This is a genomic window from Bacillus sp. CR71, assembly GCF_003429245.1.
Taxonomy (GTDB): Bacteria; Bacillota; Bacilli; order Bacillales; family Bacillaceae_G; genus Bacillus_A; species Bacillus_A thuringiensis_S.
Genome location: NZ_CP031748.1, coordinates 4711685 through 4729744 on the forward strand (window position 1 = coordinate 4711685; position 18060 = coordinate 4729744).

Here is an 18060-nt window from a genome sequence, read left to right on the forward strand (position 1 = left end):
CTACATTATATCGAAATCTACAAGTAAAATCCATCTTTAGTTTAGGTTTTCACTTCAAAAACTAACCTTCTTCCCTTTTATTGCATATTGTATGTGTATATACCTAACTGAAGAAAGGAGGATTTCTCACATGTTTCCGAAATCCCCTACAAGGCAAATGTATCCGAATCAAGGACAACAACCTTATACACCATATCCCATTCCACAACTACCACCAATAGCGCAAAAAAAGAAAGGTTTTCTTGCTAAGCTTTTTAAAAAACACGATCCAACCGAGCCTTTTATGCAAATGGTTCCGCCTTACCGACAAATGGAAGGCCCACCGATGATGCATCAGCAACCACCGCCGCAGCAATATCAACAGCAATATCAGCAGCAATACCAGCAACAATATCCTCAGCAACATCCACAATATCAACCATACATGCAGCAACATCCTGAGCAAATGATACCGCCTCAAATGTATGAATCAAATGAAACGCGCGGCGGGGCAGCAACTACAGCTGCAGCAAGCAGTGGCATCGGCAGTTTTTTTTCGAATTTAATTTCGAATCCAACTAATATGATAAATAACATCGAAAAAGTATCCCAAGTCGTTCAATCTGTAGGTCCTGTCGTCGAACAGTACGGTCCTATTATGCGTAGTCTACCAAGCATTGTTAAAATCCTCACCTCTGGAAAAAGTACGGAAGAAAATCAAACGGAAAATGTAACAGAGCCAGTTGAGGTAAAAAGTCCGCCTCCTACACCTCAAAAAAAGAAACGAAAACGAAAGAAAATAGTGATTGAACCTGTAATAGAAAAAGAGTTACCGAAAGAACCAGTTCAACAAACAGCAACAAAACCAAAACTATATGTGTAACAATCCTTTGTTTTCTATCCACTCCTCCTTTATAATGTAAAAGACTATGCACAAAAGTATCCCTTGTTTAGAAGGAGAGGATTACTCATATGAAAATTGTTAAAATTTCCCCTCGTGGTTATTGCTACGGTGTTGTCGATGCAATGGTAATTGCACGTAACGCCGCATTAGATAAATCATTGCCGAGACCCATTTATATTTTAGGTATGATTGTTCACAATAAACATGTTACAGACGCTTTTGAAGAAGATGGAATCATCACATTAGACGGTCCAAGTCGCTTAGAAATTTTAGATAAAATTGATTCTGGTACTGTTATTTTCACTGCACACGGTGTTTCTCCAGAAGTTAAACAACGTGCAAAAGAAAAAGGTTTAACAACAATCGATGCCACTTGTCCAGATGTTACCAAGACGCATGACCTTATCGAAGCTAAGAAAGCGGAAGGGTATCATGTCATTTATATCGGTAAAAAAAATCATCCAGAGCCAGAAGGCGCAGTCGGTATTGCACCTGACATCGTTCACCTTATCGAAAGAGCCGATGATTTAAAAACATTAGAAATCCCAACAGATAAAATTTTAGTAACGAATCAAACAACAATGAGTCAATGGGATGTTCAACATTTGATGGAGGACATTCAAAAAAAATTCCCAACAGCAGAATTCCATAAAGAAATTTGTTTAGCAACCCAAGTTCGCCAAGAAGCTGTCGCTAAACAAGCTGATGTTGCAGACTTAACAATTGTTGTTGGTGATCCGAAAAGTAACAATTCAAATCGCTTAGCACAAGTATCACAAGAAATCGCAGGTACAAAAGCATATCGAGTTGCTGATGTAAGCGAAATCCAATTAGAGTGGCTACAAGGTGTAGAAAACGTAGCTGTTACAGCAGGCGCTTCTACTCCAACTCCAATTACAAAAGAAGTTATCGCTTTCTTAGATCAATATGACCCAATGAATCCCGCTACATGGGAGAGAGTTCGAAAAGTACCGTTACAAAAAATATTACCTCGTGTAAAAGTGAAAAAAGAACAATAATAAAAACCGTTGCCTATATGAGCAACGGTTTTTATTTTTCTTATACAAATGTAAATGGATCTGTATGTAATTGCGAAGCATGAATGTGTACATTGAGTTTCTTTGCATCCACTTTTTCTTGTAATTGCTTTCGCACACCTTGCTTCATTACTTTTTCAACGTTATGTCCTGGGTCAACTATATTTAAACCGAGCATCATCGCATCATGAGCAACATGATAATACATGTCACCTGTTACATATACATCCGCTCCTTTAAATTTAGCTTGATTGATGTATTTGTTACCATCACCACCAAGTACAGCTACTTTGCGCACTTTATCATCTAATTTCCCAACAACTCGTGCACCCTTTACATCTAATGATTGCTTTACATGTTCTGCAAACTGTCCAAGTGTCATTTCTTCTTTTAAGTATCCTATTTTCCCAAGCCCTAATGTTTCGCCTTTGTTATCAAGTGGATACACATCATACGCTACTTCTTCATATGGATGTGCCGTTACCATCGCTTTAATCACTTTTCGTTGTAGTGAAACTGGAATAATCGTTTCGATTCGCACTTCTTCTACGCGCTCTAACTGTCCAGTTTCCCCTACATAAGGATTTGTCCCCTCTTGAGGTACAAACATACCTGTACCCTCGCTACTAAACGTACAGTGGCTATAATTGCCGATATGACCAGCACCTGCGTCTCCTAATGCTTTTCGTACTTCTTCTGCATGAGTTACTGGCACAAACACAACAACTTTTTTCATTTCTTCCGCATATGTTGGTGCTAGAACTTCTGTATTTTGCAACCCTAACGCCTCAGCAAGTAAATCATTTACTCCGCCCTTGGCAACATCCACATTTGTATGCGCTGCATAAATGGCAATATCATTTTTAATACACGTTTCAATAATTCTTCCGTACGCTTTATCTGTATGAATCGCTTTTAACGGATTAAAAATTAAAGGATGATGCGCGATAATGACATTCGCTCCTAATTGAATCGCTTCCTCCACAACTTCCTTCGTTACATCTAACGCAATCAATACGTGTTGTACAGATTTATTAAGCGCTCCAATCTGCAGACCAATTTTATCTCCTTCCATCGCCAAATGCTTCGGATACATACTTTCAAATAAAGAAATAATTTCATGGCCGTTTGGAATTTTACTCATGATAAAATCTCCCCTATCATTTTCATTTTCGCTTCTACTTCTGCACGTTTCGCTTTTGTTTCTTCAGAATTAGCCGCACGTTCTAACTGTTTTAAAATATTTTGGAAGTTTTTCAATTCCCCTTCCCATTTCTCACCAAAAGCTTCATTTTTCTCTTTTATTAGAAATGGCCCCATAAACAATCCCGCTTGTTTATTTTCCGAGTAAGGTGCTTCGACATTTCCTCGCTCTCCTACTAAAATCTCGTAAATTTTCCCATCTTCTTTTACGATTTTTTCATGGATAAGCTCCCAACCATTTTCAACAAACCATTCACGAATATGATGTGCTGCAATATTCGGCTGTAAAATTAAACGTGTTACACCTTCTAATTTTTCTTTACCACTTTCTAAAATGTCACGAATTAACGCTCCGCCCATTCCAGCAACCGTAATAACATCTACTTCTCCTGGCGCGATAACAGCTAATCCATTCCCTTTACGTACATCTACTTTATCTTGTAAGCCACTTTCAGCTACAGTTGCTTGTGCAGAACGAAATGGTCCATCTACAACTTCTCCTGCAACTGCTTTTGTAGCAATATTATTTATAATTGTATAACACGGTAAATACGCATGATCCGATCCAATATCAGCAACTGTAGATCCTACTGGTATTTCACGCACAACTTCTTCTAATCGTTTTGAAAGCTTTACTTCATTCATGTATTTCCATTACTCCTTCTCTTGTCAGTCTGTCTCCATGATAATGAATTTATAGTAGTTGTTGCAAGCCCATAACAACAATTCACTTCTATATCATTCATCGTATTTTAGAAAATATAGAAAAACAAGCCCTTTGCATAAGCAAAAGGCTTGTCATACGGGACTTTATTTTTTCTTCGATAACCAATCAGCTACTTTAGTGGCTTGATCAGCTGGAACTATATTGGCAGGCATATTGCCCTTTCCTTTCGAAAGAATTTCTTTAATTTCATCCTTTGAAAGTTTCCCACCAATTTTTTGTAAGTTAGGTCCTACCGCCCCTTGTAACTGATCACCGTGGCAGCTCGTACAGCTTTGCTTCACAATATCCTCTGGTTTTGATGCTGTTTGTGCTGGCTTCCCGCCATTTTTTGCATCAGCTAACTCTTTAGATTTATTTAGCCCCTGAAATGAAAATACAAACATAACGATAATACCTAATGCTGCAATAAGAGCGAACGGAATCAGCGGATTACGTTTCATATCTCTTCTCCCCCCTCTATACCCCTAAATAGTTAGATGATTCAGTCATTTCCATTGTACTTGAAAACGCTCTATCAGAAAAGAGTAAACTACTACTTGTTAAAAATATTCCATAAATTCAGTTTATTGTTTTTTATTGTCATATAGCTTATTATTTCGATAATTATTAACGTTTCTCATCATATTTTTCGCTTTTCTACATATATTTTTGTATAGAATAAACAAAATTAATCGAAAAATCGAAAAATGAGCATTTGCAAATCAAAAGACAATTCTGTAAAATAAATTACAAGAAATTGTAATCGTTGCCGATAGCTAAATTTTAACAAAAATTAACAAAATAAAAAAGTTTACTTCACAAAGGTGAAGTAAACTTAAAAAATAACCTATTCTAAGAAATCCTTAAGACGCTTACTACGACTTGGATGTCTTAATTTGCGAAGTGCTTTTGCTTCAATTTGACGGATACGCTCTCTCGTTACGCCGAATACTTTCCCAACTTCTTCAAGCGTACGAGTTCGTCCATCATCTAAACCGAAACGAAGACGCAGAACATTTTCTTCACGATCTGTTAGTGTATCTAACACATCTTCTAATTGTTCTTTTAGCAATTCATAGGCTGCATGGTCCGCAGGCGATGTTGCTTCTTGGTCTTCAATAAAGTCACCTAAATGGGAGTCATCTTCTTCACCAATTGGTGTTTCAAGAGAAACTGGCTCCTGTGCAATTTTTAAGATTTCACGTACTTTTTCTGGAGCAAGATCCATTTCTTCACCAATCTCTTCAGGAGACGGTTCGCGACCTAAATCTTGTAATAATTGACGTTGTACACGAATTAACTTATTAATCGTTTCAACCATATGAACTGGAATACGAATTGTTCGCGCTTGGTCTGCAATGGCACGTGTAATAGCTTGGCGAATCCACCAAGTTGCATACGTACTAAATTTGAAACCTTTACGATAATCGAACTTTTCAACAGCTTTAATTAGACCCATATTACCTTCTTGAATTAAGTCTAAGAAAAGCATACCACGGCCTACGTAGCGCTTTGCAATACTTACTACAAGACGTAAGTTTGCTTCTGCAAGACGACGTTTCGCTTCTTCATCGCCTTCTTCAATACGCGTTGCAAGTCGAATTTCTTCTTCTGCAGATAGTAAGTCTACACGACCAATTTCTTTTAAATACATACGAACAGGATCGTTGATTTTAACCCCAGGTGGTACACTTAAATCATTGAGGTCAAACTCTTCTTCTGTTTTTGTAATTTGGCGATTATTAGGGCCTTCTTCGTTGTCATTATCACCAACTAAGTCAATGCCTTGTTCACCTAAATATTCATAGTATTCATCCATTTGATCGGATTCAATTTCAAATCCATTCATGCGTTCTGCAATCTCTTCATATGTAAGAACGCCACGTTTTTTTCCGAGCTCAGTGAGTTGCTCTTTCACTTGCTCAAGGGTCATTTCAGTTTCAATTTGTTTAGAACGAGCTGGTTTGTCAGCCATCTGTTCCCCTCCTTACGCGAGATACAAACATTCATTATACTAAAACTTTATCAAAAAAGCTATTTTCTCGCTTTTTGATTTTGTAAATATGCTACATAATATTTAGCAGCCTCTACAGGATCTGTTTTTTCCATTTGTTTCACTTTAAAGATGATCTCCATCTTTTCAAGTTTTTCCTGATGGCGTCTAAGCGTCTCCAAATGGCCTTGCAACACTTCTTCTGTGTATTCTGGATTAATAAATTCATCCGTCGAAATATCAGTGATAATATTTTTCAACTTTTCATCAGAGAGCCAACTTAAAAATGTTCCGACTGAAGGTTCATTTCCCTTTTCATAATATGCGTATAGTTCATATAAAATCCCTTTATGTTCTTCTGTATGAAAATCTTCTATATGGGATTCCATACGAACAGCTACTTCTGCACTTTGCAACATATGGTAAATAATTTCTCTTTCCGCTCTTTCAAAACCTGTTAACTTCGGTTTTGTTTGAACGACTTGAGACGGTTTAGCAACCTGCTTTATTTGTTTTTGCTGTACCTTTTGTTCTTTGCGATATTGGTGCAATTGATTCAAAAGTGTTTCCATTGAATACGAAAATTCTTGCGATAATGACTTCAAATATGACTCTGCCTGCATCGCATCTTGTAACAACGATAACTCTTTTAAAACACTTTTCACATATTCTTCTTTGCCAGACTCATCTTGCAAATTTTTCCCTAAACGCAAATAATTTATTTTAAAACCAACAAAACTCACACTTGATTTCACAAGATTTTCAAAAGCGGTAGTCCCATATTGTTGCACATATTCATCCGGATCAAGCTTATCTGGCAAGGATGTGACTTTCACTTGGCAACCAACTTTTAGCAATAATTGCCCTGCTTTCATCGTCGCTTCTCGCCCTGCTTTATCACCATCATAGCAAAGAACAACAGTTTCAACGTTACGTCGCAGAAGTTTTGCTTGTTCTTCAGTTAAAGCCGTTCCCATTGTCGCAACGGCTTCTTCCACGCCACTTTTTACCGCAGCTAGTACATCGGCATATCCTTCAAAAAGAACCACTTGCCCACGCTTTCTAATAAACGGTCTTGCTTGGTGGAAGTTATACAACAATTTACTTTTGTGAAAAATTGGCGTTTCCGGGCTATTTAAATATTTTGGAGTGTCATCTCCTAACGCCCTTCCACTAAACGCTATCACCTTACCTTGTAACGTATAGATCGGGAACATAACTCTTCCACGGAAGCGATCGTAATGACTACCATCCTTCTCACTTCTTATTAGAAGGCCAGCTTGTTCCATACTAGACAGCGATAAACCTCTTTTTTGTAAAATTTTCGTCGCTGCATCCCAAGCAGGTGATGCATAACCAATTTCAAACTTCTCAATCATCTCTTTCGTAATACCACGGTTTAATAAATATGAAAGTGCTTCATTTCCCTCTTCCGTATTTACTAATAAATGATGATAATACTTTTTCAATAATTCATGAGCTTGTTGCATGATGACAGTGTCATCAGATATGTCTTCTTGTTGTCCTTGCCCTGATGTGTACTCTGCAACCGCAATTCCATTTCTTTCGCCTAGCTTTTGAACAGCCTCGGTAAAAGCCAGTCCTTCCATTTTCATTAGAAATGAAAATACATTTCCGCCTTCTCCACATCCGAAGCAATGAAAAATTTGCTTATCAGATGAAACAGAGAATGAAGGAGAATTCTCACCATGAAATGGACAAAGGCCGAAATAGTTACGCCCCTGTTTTCTAAGTTGAACGTATTCACCAATTACTTCTACAATATCGGATGATGTCCGAATCTGTTCAACAACTTCTTCGGGAATTCTGTTCCCCATAACTCCATCTCCGTGTCGTATTTTGTATTCGATATAAATTAAAAAATTCCTTTATAATTCGACAATATTTTTCTAAACTTGTTAGAAAGTGTTGCCGATTACATTGTATAAACGGTTTTGAACCTTTCCTATAGGTCCTTTATCTGCATAAATCGCAGATACATACCTGCTATATAAAATTGTATACATTTGCTCATCTGTTACAAATGTACCTCTTAGAAACAATACATATACACCTTTTTACAAGAAGAGTAGCAAGTCACATATACTGTTTGATCTTGAGATCTGTAGCTTTTTCATGTTGATCCATATAACAATCAACTCCATTTTGTTCAGTATCTACAAAGATCCAATTGCCTTGCTATTTCCTTAAAGGATGAGCATATGATGCGACAAACAAAATTCCGACATGAAATTCCGCTCCAACTTGCACAATTTCATTCTTCACGGGACATGCATCTATACCAACTAATATGTTGTTGATGTTTTGCATATTTCTGTATTCTACATCCCTTCTGTGAATCCTTCCATAATGTGCGTTTTCTTGTATAGATTTTGTCGATTTAACGTAATTACATGTCTTTTTCGTAAATCCTATCCCTAGTTTATTCTGAAAAATTAAAGTCTAAACGTAAAATATAGGTTTTTATCACAATTTTTTATTATAATATATTTTCTTCAACTACGCTACATATCCCTTTATTTTTTCATCTTACATTTCAGGATGACAAACTCACACCTTGAATATACTAAAAGACAAAGGAGTATAAGTATAACCATTACACTACAATCTATTACAAAATCCATAGATATCATATTTCACCAGAGCGAAAAAAGCACATTCACCTTTGGTAAATGTGCTAAAACATTTTTTGGTTTTGCACTGCATTCACAATAATATTTGCTGTTTCTTCAATCGCTTTATTGGATACATCGATTACTTGGCAATTTATTTTACTAATTACTTCCTCAAAGTGATCAATTTCTTCTTGAATACGATTAATATTTGCATACGTTGCTCCATCACTTAATCCAAGTGATTTTAATCGTTCTTTTCGAATATGATTTAACTTATCTGGCGTAATTTTCAAACCGAAACATTTTTCTTTTGCCACTTGATATAGTTCTTCAGGTGGGTCAACTTCTGGTACGAGTGGTACATTCGCAACTTTCAAGCGTTTGTTATGAGCTAAATATTGAGAAAGTGGTGTTTTTGATGTACGCGAAACACCAATCAACACGATATCTGCTTTTAAAATACCTCTTGCATCTCTGCCGTCATCATACTTCACAGCAAACTCAATCGCTTCAATTTTTTTAAAGTATTCTTCATCTAACCTACGGACAACACCTGGCTCATACCTCGGCACTTGCCCCGTAATTTCTTCAATTTGATCAATAAGAGGGCCGATAATATCGTATGCCTCTACCCCTTCTCTTGCAGCCTCCGTCACTAAATACTGGCGCATATCAGGCTTAACTAACGTAAAACATATAAGTGCTTGATTACTCTTAGCAATCGAAATCACTTCTTTTAATGTCCCTGTATCTTCTACATACGGTACACGTCTAATATCAGGAGCAAACGGGAATTGCCCCATTGCTGCTCGAACAACCAAATCAGCCGTTTCCCCTACAGAGTCAGATACGACATATACGATTTTATTATCCATTACATTACCTCACTTTAAACAAATTACACTTATTCGTTATTTACTAAATTTACAAACGCACGTGTAATATTTGTTTTTGTAATTCGCCCAATCACTTCTAAACCTTGTTTCGTATCTTTTACAACTGGCATTGCATCAATCTGTCTTTCTATTAATTCCATCGCAATATCATATAAAGAATCCTCTCTACGACACATCGCAATGTTTGGCATCCTTGTCATGATAATATTAACCGGAAGAGAGGTTAAATCCTGCTTTCCTAAGCTCGCTCTTAATAAATCTTTACGAGACACAACCCCAACTAATAGAGTCATCTGATCTACAACGAACAATGTACCAACGTCCTCTAAAAACATCGTACAAATTGCATCGTATACGGAAACATTTTTATCAATTACAACCGGTCTAGATTGATAATCTTGTACTTTAATTTTCTTAACAGCTTCAGATAATAGCTGTCCCCCAGTTTTACCCGTATAAAAATAACCTACACGTGGACGTGCTTCTAAATAACCAGCCATCGTTAAAATTGCTAAGTCTGGTCTTAGCGTCGCACGTGTTAGACCCAATTGCGCTGCAATTGATTCCCCTGTAATAGGACCGTGATCTTTTACAATCTGAATGATATGTTCTTGCCGTTTATTCAGCTCTATGATAATCACCACCTTTAATGCACAACGAAAAAAGTTATACTATCTCTTAAATATTATATACTAAATATGCTATTCGAAAAAGAAAGTATGTAAAAAGGACCGTATACGGCCCAAAATTATATTTGAAACTTATCAAGTTGTTCTAAGAAACGTCTTGATTTCAAATAAATTCCGCAATATTCATCATAATATGTATTCAATACTAAACGCATTTGTTTTTTTGTGCTATCCTTTACCGATACATTTCCGAGCCTATGTAAATCGAAATGGAAGAAAAGACGTAATAATTTATGAACAGCTTCTCCTACCGGTATACGATATGGGTCTTGCTCTGCATGACGTGAGCACAGAAAACCGCCTTCCCTGACGGAGAAGGCGACAAAGTCTGTTTCTTGATGACAAATCGCACATGTATCAAAGTACGGGCGCATCCCTAATACCGGAAGCATTTTCGTTTGATAAATTAATGATAATACTTCTGAATCAACACCCTCACACATATAATGCAACGTTTGATATAACATTTCAAATAAATACGGATTATGTTTTTTATCTTCTGTTGCTTTATCAGTTAACTCAACAATAAATGATGCATAAGCAGTTAAAAATATATCCTCGCGAATTTCTTTCATAGTTGAAATAATCTCGCCTTGTTGCAATGTTCCAAGCCCTGATCCCATTTGAATAAGAAAATGGCCATGTGTCATTAATTGCGACACAGATGCTAACCGGCTTTTCGGTTTTTTTGCCCCTCTTGCCATTGCACTTATCTTACCAAGTTCTCTTGAGAATATTGTAACAATCTTGTTCGTTTCTCCGTAATCTGTCGTACGGATAACGATGCCCTCAACTTTTTGAAACATGTTCGTCACCATCCAAGGTTTGAACAAAACGGGTCAAGAAATTGGAGAGTCTAGATGTGCTAGCTCCTCTTCATGTTGATCCATCTCATCGTTTACGTCTTTTTCCATTTCTTTCAAAAGCAAGTACGTTTCAATGCTTCCTGTTTTGGAGAAAAACTTCCAGGTAAAATCTAGCATAAGAATCCACCTTTCTCAATAAGCGTAGCCTATAAACCAATTTCCTTTGTTGTTATTAAATTGACCCATTTTGTCCATTTTCATGTGAGAAAAATTTTTCCTAATTTATCAAAGTTCATAAAAACCAATAATCAGCGGATGAACAAACCATCCACTGATTACAGCTTTACTATATTTTAATACTCGTCTTCACGGAAACCAAGGTCTCGAAGCTGTGACAGCTTGTTACGCCAATCTTTTTGCACTTTTACCCATACTTCTAAAAATACTTTAGAACCAAGTAGCGCTTCAATATCAAAACGAGCTCGCTTACCAACTTCTTTTAACATTTTCCCTTGTTTTCCGATGATGATTCCTTTTTGCGATGCACGTTCAACAACAATCGTTGCATTTATATAAACTGCGCCGCCCTCACGCTTTTGAATCGCATCGATAACAACAGCCACAGAATGCGGCACTTCTTCACGTGTTAAATGTAGTACTTTCTCACGAATAAGCTCCGCAATAATAAATCTCTCCGGATGATCCGTTACTTGATTATCTGGATAGTATTGTGGTCCTTCTGGTAAATACTTTTTAATTGTTCCAATTAAAGCATCCACATTATTACCGTCTAACGCAGAAATTGGTACAATCTCTGCAAACTCATGTAGTTTACGATATTGATCAATTAACTCTAGTAATTGTTCTGGATGAAGTTGGTCAATTTTATTAATTACTAAAAATACTGGTTGTTTCGTTTCTTTTAATTTCTCAATGATGAATTCCTCACCACGACCAAATCCTTCAACTGCATTGACCATAAACAGAACAATATCAACTTCTTTCAATGTCGTTTGAGCCATCTTTACCATGAAGTCGCCTAATTTATGTTTAGGTTTATGTATTCCTGGTGTATCAATGAAAATAACTTGTGAATCATTTTCTGTATATACACCTTGAATTTTATTACGAGTTGTTTGTGGCTTATCACTCATAATAGCAATTTTCTGGCCGATAATACGGTTTAAAAATGTAGATTTTCCAACATTCGGTCTGCCAATAATAGAGACAAAACCTGATTTATAACCTTTTCTATTCATGTAAATCCTCCGCTAAAAATGCTCCTGGTAACAATTCTCCGACTGTCGTCTCTTGAACGTCACCATGTAAATTTGATAAGTATACTTTCGTATCCTGTTTACATAATTCTACCATAACTTGTCGACATGCTCCACAAGGAGGTACTGGACGCTTTGTATCTGCTACAACCGCAATGGCTACAAATTCTTTATCTCCTTCAGAAACCGCCTTAAATAAAGCTGTTCTTTCAGCACAATTACATAAGCCATATGATGCATTCTCAACATTACATCCACGATATACTTTTCCATCGCTCGTTAATAATGCTGCACCTACTTGAAATTTAGAATATGGTACGTACGCTTGTTTACGCGCTTCGATTGCTTCTAAAATTAATTGTTTACTATTCATATTCCCGCATCCTTCCTGTTCACAGCTATGAAGAGATACACTCTCTCATTAAAGGCCCTTACGGCACTTCCAAAGCTTAATAAAAGCTTCGGAATGCAACTATACCATATACGGTAAAAAGATAATAGCACCAATTATAACAGCTATAATTGCAAACAATAAAACCGCTCCTGCTGCAACATCCTTTGCAATTTTTGCAAACGGATGAATATCAGCAGTCGCTAAATCTACTGTTTTTTCTACAGCCGTATTTACCATTTCTAAACTCATTACACTCCCTATTACAATAAGTAATATCATCCACTCTATTTTCGTAATATGGAAATAAAAGCCGCAGCATATAACAATGACTGCGGCTAAATAATGAATTTTCATATTTCGTTCATGACGAAGACAAAAGAACATACCAGCTATAGCATATCCAAAACTATCTATAAGTTTTCCTTTTTTCATCGTCCTAATCCAAAAGCTTCTAAAATTTCTTTTTGTCTTCCGAACATTTCTTTTTCTTCTTCTTCTGTCATGTGATCATAACCAAGCAAATGTAAAAAGCCATGTAACGCCAAAAATCCAAGTTCACGATCGAAAGAATGGCCGTACTCTTCAGCCTGCTCTTTCGCCCTTGGAATAGAGATAATAAGATCACCTAACATGCGCGGCATCTCTGCACCAACAATCTCCATTTCCCCTTCTCCCATCTCTTCCATGGCAAAGGATATTACATCTGTAGGTTGATCTTTATCTCGGTAATCACGATTAATTTCTCTAATGCGCTCATTATCTACAAATGTCACCGATACCTCCGCGCCATCCTCGATATTTTCCATTTGAGCTGCCTTTTCTAACACTTCACGAATTAAACTCATATACGCTTCTTTTACTTCTTCTGTTTCATCAATAAAATCAATTAACAAACTCATTCTTTCTCCTTTTCTTCCGGAATTTCCGGATATGTAATACGCGAATGGAAAATACCATTTAACGTTTCACATAACGTTTTCCCAACGATTTGTAGTTCCTTAAACGTCAAATCACATTCACTAAATTGACCGTCTTGCAATCGATCTTTAATAATGCTTTGCACTAAATTATTAATTTGTTCTGGCGTTGGGTGATTCATAGAACGTACCGCAGCTTCTACACTATCAGCAATACCAACAATTGCCGATTCCTTCGAAGTTGCTTTTGAACCCGGATAACGGAACATCTCTTCTGTATATTTTTCTTTATCTTCTTTAATCGCTTTATAATAAAAATATTTCAGTAACGTTGTACCGTGATGTTGCCCAGCGATATCAATAATTTCTTGTGGAATATGATATTCTTCGAGCATTCTTACTCCATCCGTTACGTGAGCAATTATAATATCTTTACTCGTTACAGGATCTAATTTATCATGCGGGTTTTCAATCCCCATTTGGTTTTCAATAAAGAATTGTGGTTGTACTGTTTTTCCTACATCATGATAATATGCCCCTACACGCGCTAATACACCATTTGCCCCGACTGCTTCGCAAGCAGCTTCAGAAAGATTCGCTACCATTACACTATGATGATATGTCCCTGGCGCTTCTAACAAAATTCTGCGTAAAAGCGGATGATTTGGACTTGATAGTTCCATAAGCTTCATACTTGATACGATTCCAAGTCCACTTTCTAAATATGGTAAAATCCCCATAGCCAAAACGGATGATATAATCCCTGAAAGTGAAGCCATTAATAATTGCGTACCAATTTCAAGAGGCGAAAAATTCCCATTACGTAATAATAAGAGCGCCGCCAATACGACTACATTTAATACAGAAACGAGTATACCAGCTTGTAAAATCATTGTACGACGATTTTTTTCTCTCAAGAAAATACTAACCGATAATGAACTTAACAATACGTAAATCCCTACACTATAATTTAATGTACTCGTTACTCCTTCATTAAACATAATACTTCCGCATACAGAAAAAATCATACTCGTTAAAAAGACAAATCGATCACCAATCATTAATTTCACAAGTATTGTTCCCATCGCAACCGGGACAACATATGCAATCCCTGCATATTCAAGTTTTTGAAACAAACTAATGATTTTCATTAAAACGATTGTGATAGACAAAATTGTGATATACGCTAAAACATACGGTCTATCTTCTCTTTTTCTCTTTAAAAATAATTCAAATTGTTTATGCATAAAGTATAGTAACACACCAATGAGTACCGCTAATCCAACATAAGGTTGAAAACCGTTCCCTTTTTCTAACAAGCCAACTAATTTCAACTGATTATACACATCACTTGAAATTGTTTCACCTTCTCTAACGAGAACTTGTCCTTGAAGAATATAAACAGGTGGAACTAAATCTTCCTCTGCTTTTCTCTTCTCTTTCGTTAAGATCGGGTCATAAAAATAATTCGCTGAAATTGCATATCTTCCTAGCGCCTTAATTGACTCTTTTAAACCATTATCAACATTAACACTATTCATCTCACTTACATATCGTTCTTTCGCATCTTTCAATTCGTCCATTTTAATGTGCTCAGTCATGATACTATTAATCGCTGTGACCGCAGCATCTTTCGCTAATACTAATTGGCTCGAATCTGCATTAATCAAATTTAGTAAGTTTGAATCAGATAATTCTTTCGTTAAGTCAGCGGGTAGTTTCTTTTTTAACTTGTCCACTTTCTCAGCATCAGTCATCTTTTTTTGATCATCCGGTCCAACAGCTTTAATCTCTTGCACCACTTCATCCACTTTAGCAAAGACGTCATTCACAATATCAACTTTATTTTGTTTATACTCACTTTTATATGTATATTGATCTTCAACTTTTGTAGAGGCTTCTTTTTTCTTTTTATCCGTTGTAACTTTATCTTCAATTTTTATAGGAGAATGGATTGTCTTTTTCGCAATAGAATACATGTTAACATCTAATTGCTCTGGTTTTACATTATTCATAAGCGCAAAAAACAGCACTGCTCCTAATACAACGTAAGAAATCCAACTTAGTTTTTTCGAATGTTGTAAATTACGAAACCACTTAGAAATTTCTTGAGATCTTGACATGATTTCAATACCTTCTCCTCTCCAGAAATAAAGTGAAACTATTTATAGCTTTCATTTCTTCTACCCAACGATACTTTGAGGTAACATTTTATACACCAGTACCTATAGTTTATTTTCCTTATCTTTCATGATAGTAAAAAATATGCCGTTCGCCAACCTTATCATACAAAAAGAAATGATCCTGACAAATAGGATCATTCCATTTTATCATATGCCTCAATAATACGTTGCACCAATGGATGTCTGACAACGTCTGTTTGTTCTAATGTAATAAATGACAGACCTGATACACCAGATAAAATATTAGCAGCTATAGATAGCCCTGATTTTACCCCTTTTGGCAAGTCTACTTGTGAAGGGTCGCCTGTAATAACCATTTTAGAACTAAAACCTAATCTTGTTAAAAACATTTTTATTTGAGCACCCGTTGTATTTTGAGCCTCATCTAAAATAACAAATGAATCATCAAGCGTACGCCCCCTCATATAAGCAAGCGGCGCGATTTCAATTACTCCTCGTTCCATCATACGCTGCGTATATTCTTGTCCAAGAATATCATGTAAGGCATCATATAATGGGCGTAAGTATGGATCTACCTTCTCTTTCAAATCCCCTGGTAAAAAACCTAAATTTTCTCCAGCTTCTACAGCAGGTCTTGTTAGAATGATTTTCTTTACATATCCTTGTTTTAAAGCTCTCACAGCCATTACTACGGCTAAGTATGTTTTTCCAGTTCCTGCAGGCCCTATCCCAAAGACAATATCATTCTTCTTCATTGCATGAATATATCGTCTTTGCCCCATTGTTTTTACACGAATGGATTTACCTTTTGCAGTCTTGAAAATTTCTTCTTCATATAACTCTTCAAATTGAGCAACTTTCCCTTGTTGTGCGAGCTGAATTGCATACGCAACATCTCTCTCTGAAATTGATATACTTTTACGAATTACAACAAGTAATTGCTGTAAGATTTTTTCTACGAGTGTCACCGTTTCAACTGCCCCAGATACATGAACAGTTTCTCCTCTAGTTACGATCGATACATTCAGTTCTCGTTCAATTACTTTTAAATGCGCATCATTGACTCCAAAAAGAGCGATTGCTTCGTTAGTATTTTCCAATTGTTGGTTCATTTCTACTAATTGTTCTGCCATTACTCAGTCTCCTTGAATATCGGATTCGGATATTGGTTGTGGCTCTGCAATATTTTCAATCACAGTATAATGCAATGTGACTTTTAGTTGATCCGCCTCAACCTCTTTACTCAAAATCTTATCACTTACAATCATAGCATGTTCATCCAATTTTTTCTTTAGTTCTTTTTCGGCCATCTCTTTCGCTACTTTCAGCGCTTGCTTTTCTGTATATTCTCGGTTCGCTTCTTCCTCTTCTCTCACAACATCTTTTTCATATGCAATCGGCAGTGTAAAACCAAATAATTTCACATCATGCTTTACGCTTTCAGTACGAGAGCGTTTATACTTATCATGTTGAAATCCCCATATTTTTATTTTCGTACCCCCAAATTTAAGAAAATGTTCATTGTATACATTACCAGTATACACTTGGAATTGCGTCTTTAACGGGACATCCACCTTAGATGTATACCACGTTTCGCCATACACAATACCTTTCGCTGAAACAATCGTTGGACTTTCCTCATTACCATATATTCCCGATACGAGAATCTGCCCTTTTTCTACATGATCATTTTTCAGTACAACCGGCTTTCCAACTTCTACAAACGTTTTTGTAATAATCGCTTCTTTTTTTGCTACTAAATTTTGCGGCATTTGTTCCTTTTCTTTTTTCGGTTCGTTTTTTTCAACAATTTTAAAATGATACGTCGTTCCTCTTACTTCTAATCCCGCCCAAGTAATGGCATTAATATTATCTGTCAAATGGCGTTGTACATCTTCTACATTCGGCATTTGAAACTGCAGTTTTCCTTTTTTAATACCCATTTTATCCAATTCTTTCATCAATATATATTCTGTTTCAGGTTTTGCTCCTGTAATTTCAATTTTCCAAACCATATTGGACATTGCAATCACGCCAAAAAAGAAAATTAAAAACCCAATTAAAAATCCACTGTTTTTAATTAAACGCTTATTCCAAAAAGGAAAACCATAACGTCCAATAAAATATAATTTACATTCATTTTTTCTATAAATTGGTTTTATTTTTTTCACATCGCGTAACAACATACAAAAAACTAACGTTTCATCAGCTATCTTCTTAACATCCCAAACTAATAAATTCCTCCGTACACATTCATTAACAAACCGTTCCGCTCCTCTACCTTCAATTCGCACTTTTACATATCCAAGCCACTTTATAAACCATTTATTTTTCATTTACCACCTTCACTACCTTTCTAAAAGTAGATTTGAAGCATTAAAATAGCTCGTACTAAAATGAAACAAAGTAAAACTGTAATCGATCTCTATCAACGAAACTTTTACAGGATAAAGAAGAAAAACTTCACTAATGGAAGTTT

The 18060-nt window shown here is 36.2% G+C and carries 19 protein-coding genes; 2 read left to right on the forward strand and 17 right to left on the reverse strand.

The features are described 5' to 3' along the window. The first annotated feature begins 130 nt into the window (after window positions 1-130). Window positions 131-862, forward strand: coding sequence for a VrrA/YqfQ family protein (gene vrrA / locus DOS87_RS23680; protein WP_098578187.1), 732 nt, complete (start codon window positions 131-133; stop codon window positions 860-862). 89 nt (window positions 863-951) lie between these two features. Further along, on the forward strand, window positions 952-1902 hold the full coding sequence (locus tag DOS87_RS23685) for a 4-hydroxy-3-methylbut-2-enyl diphosphate reductase (RefSeq protein WP_000706658.1): 951 nt from the start codon (window positions 952-954) through the stop codon (window positions 1900-1902). A gap of 40 nt (window positions 1903-1942) precedes the next feature. Here DOS87_RS23685 and DOS87_RS23690 read toward each other — a convergent pair whose 3' ends face one another. The 17 genes from DOS87_RS23690 to yqfD form a co-directional block, all read right to left on the reverse strand. Continuing rightward, window positions 1943-3064 carry a Nif3-like dinuclear metal center hexameric protein gene (locus DOS87_RS23690; protein WP_044784487.1) on the reverse strand — a complete coding sequence of 374 codons (1122 nt, stop codon included), beginning with the start codon at window positions 3062-3064 and terminating at the stop codon, window positions 1943-1945. Beyond that, entirely contained in the window at window positions 3061-3768 is a 708-nt protein-coding gene (locus tag DOS87_RS23695; RefSeq protein WP_001006546.1) for a tRNA (adenine(22)-N(1))-methyltransferase, read from the reverse strand. Before DOS87_RS23695 ends, DOS87_RS23690 begins: the two co-directional genes overlap by 4 nt. Before the next feature lie 165 nt (window positions 3769-3933). After that, the gene (cccA, locus tag DOS87_RS23700; protein ID WP_000828142.1) at window positions 3934-4290 is read right to left on the reverse strand and encodes a cytochrome c550; all 357 of its coding nucleotides are present in this window, start codon (window positions 4288-4290) and stop codon (window positions 3934-3936) included. Between the two features lie 386 nt (window positions 4291-4676). Next, window positions 4677-5804, reverse strand: a complete 1128-nt coding sequence (gene rpoD / locus DOS87_RS23705; RefSeq protein ID WP_000764066.1) for an RNA polymerase sigma factor RpoD — start codon at window positions 5802-5804, stop codon at window positions 4677-4679. A 59-nt stretch (window positions 5805-5863) separates the two neighbouring features. Continuing rightward, a complete protein-coding gene (gene dnaG / locus DOS87_RS23710) occupies window positions 5864-7660 on the reverse strand; it encodes a DNA primase (RefSeq protein ID WP_000528221.1) in 1797 nt (598 codons plus the stop codon). A gap of 81 nt (window positions 7661-7741) precedes the next feature. Further along, entirely contained in the window at window positions 7742-7885 is a 144-nt protein-coding gene (locus DOS87_RS23715) for a hypothetical protein (RefSeq protein WP_000479749.1), read from the reverse strand. A gap of 635 nt (window positions 7886-8520) precedes the next feature. Beyond that, complete coding sequence (locus tag DOS87_RS23720) at window positions 8521-9333, reverse strand: pyruvate, water dikinase regulatory protein (RefSeq protein ID WP_000368949.1); 813 nt, start codon at window positions 9331-9333, stop codon at window positions 8521-8523. Window positions 9334-9362: 29 nt separating this feature from the next. Continuing rightward, window positions 9363-9995, reverse strand: a complete 633-nt coding sequence (locus DOS87_RS23725) for a transcriptional regulator CcpN (RefSeq protein ID WP_000583756.1) — start codon at window positions 9993-9995, stop codon at window positions 9363-9365. A 107-nt stretch (window positions 9996-10102) separates the two neighbouring features. Next, on the reverse strand, window positions 10103-10849 hold the full coding sequence (recO, locus tag DOS87_RS23730; RefSeq protein ID WP_000487007.1) for a DNA repair protein RecO: 747 nt from the start codon (window positions 10847-10849) through the stop codon (window positions 10103-10105). Between the two features lie 33 nt (window positions 10850-10882). Further along, window positions 10883-11026: a YqzL family protein gene (locus tag DOS87_RS23735; protein ID WP_000883924.1), complete on the reverse strand. Its 144-nt coding sequence runs from the start codon at window positions 11024-11026 to the stop codon at window positions 10883-10885. 176 nt (window positions 11027-11202) lie between these two features. After that, complete coding sequence (era, locus tag DOS87_RS23740; protein ID WP_001080236.1) at window positions 11203-12108, reverse strand: GTPase Era; 906 nt, start codon at window positions 12106-12108, stop codon at window positions 11203-11205. Beyond that, on the reverse strand, window positions 12101-12499 hold the full coding sequence (locus DOS87_RS23745) for a cytidine deaminase (protein ID WP_001086287.1): 399 nt from the start codon (window positions 12497-12499) through the stop codon (window positions 12101-12103). Before DOS87_RS23745 ends, era begins: the two co-directional genes overlap by 8 nt. 99 nt (window positions 12500-12598) lie before the next feature. Further along, window positions 12599-12952 carry a diacylglycerol kinase family protein gene (locus DOS87_RS23750; RefSeq protein WP_000715475.1) on the reverse strand — a complete coding sequence of 118 codons (354 nt, stop codon included), beginning with the start codon at window positions 12950-12952 and terminating at the stop codon, window positions 12599-12601. After that, window positions 12949-13419 (reverse strand): rRNA maturation RNase YbeY, encoded by a 471-nt coding sequence (gene ybeY, locus DOS87_RS23755; protein WP_000054680.1) that lies wholly within the window; start codon window positions 13417-13419, stop codon window positions 12949-12951. The genes DOS87_RS23750 and ybeY overlap by 4 nt, the downstream gene beginning before the upstream one ends. After that, complete coding sequence (locus tag DOS87_RS23760; protein WP_000091515.1) at window positions 13416-15560, reverse strand: HD family phosphohydrolase; 2145 nt, start codon at window positions 15558-15560, stop codon at window positions 13416-13418. Before DOS87_RS23760 ends, ybeY begins: the two co-directional genes overlap by 4 nt. Before the next feature lie 194 nt (window positions 15561-15754). Then, entirely contained in the window at window positions 15755-16714 is a 960-nt protein-coding gene (locus DOS87_RS23765) for a PhoH family protein (protein ID WP_000840522.1), read from the reverse strand. A gap of 3 nt (window positions 16715-16717) precedes the next feature. Further along, entirely contained in the window at window positions 16718-17917 is a 1200-nt protein-coding gene (yqfD, locus tag DOS87_RS23770; protein ID WP_000792496.1) for a sporulation protein YqfD, read from the reverse strand. Window positions 17918-18060 lie beyond the last annotated feature (143 nt).

Bases quoted from the DNA above. Each gene is read 5' to 3' on its own strand.
- vrrA (WP_098578187.1), top strand. From the start codon at position 131: ATGTTTCCGAAATCCCCTACAAGGCAAATGTATCCGAATCAAGGACAA.
- DOS87_RS23685 (WP_000706658.1), top strand. From the start codon at position 952: ATGAAAATTGTTAAAATTTCCCCTCGTGGTTATTGCTACGGTGTTGTC.
- DOS87_RS23690 (WP_044784487.1), bottom strand. From the start codon at position 3,064: ATGAGTAAAATTCCAAACGGCCATGAAATTATTTCTTTATTTGAAAGT.
- DOS87_RS23695 (WP_001006546.1), bottom strand. From the start codon at position 3,768: ATGAATGAAGTAAAGCTTTCAAAACGATTAGAAGAAGTTGTGCGTGAA.
- cccA (WP_000828142.1), bottom strand. From the start codon at position 4,290: ATGAAACGTAATCCGCTGATTCCGTTCGCTCTTATTGCAGCATTAGGT.
- rpoD (WP_000764066.1), bottom strand. From the start codon at position 5,804: ATGGCTGACAAACCAGCTCGTTCTAAACAAATTGAAACTGAAATGACC.
- dnaG (WP_000528221.1), bottom strand. From the start codon at position 7,660: ATGGGGAACAGAATTCCCGAAGAAGTTGTTGAACAGATTCGGACATCA.
- DOS87_RS23720 (WP_000368949.1), bottom strand. From the start codon at position 9,333: ATGGATAATAAAATCGTATATGTCGTATCTGACTCTGTAGGGGAAACG.
- recO (WP_000487007.1), bottom strand. From the start codon at position 10,849: ATGTTTCAAAAAGTTGAGGGCATCGTTATCCGTACGACAGATTACGGA.
- DOS87_RS23735 (WP_000883924.1), bottom strand. From the start codon at position 11,026: ATGCTAGATTTTACCTGGAAGTTTTTCTCCAAAACAGGAAGCATTGAA.
- era (WP_001080236.1), bottom strand. From the start codon at position 12,108: ATGAATAGAAAAGGTTATAAATCAGGTTTTGTCTCTATTATTGGCAGA.
- DOS87_RS23745 (WP_001086287.1), bottom strand. From the start codon at position 12,499: ATGAATAGTAAACAATTAATTTTAGAAGCAATCGAAGCGCGTAAACAA.
- DOS87_RS23750 (WP_000715475.1), bottom strand. From the start codon at position 12,952: ATGAAAAAAGGAAAACTTATAGATAGTTTTGGATATGCTATAGCTGGT.
- ybeY (WP_000054680.1), bottom strand. From the start codon at position 13,419: ATGAGTTTGTTAATTGATTTTATTGATGAAACAGAAGAAGTAAAAGAA.
- DOS87_RS23760 (WP_000091515.1), bottom strand. From the start codon at position 15,560: ATGTCAAGATCTCAAGAAATTTCTAAGTGGTTTCGTAATTTACAACAT.
- DOS87_RS23765 (WP_000840522.1), bottom strand. From the start codon at position 16,714: ATGGCAGAACAATTAGTAGAAATGAACCAACAATTGGAAAATACTAAC.
- yqfD (WP_000792496.1), bottom strand. From the start codon at position 17,917: ATGAAAAATAAATGGTTTATAAAGTGGCTTGGATATGTAAAAGTGCGA.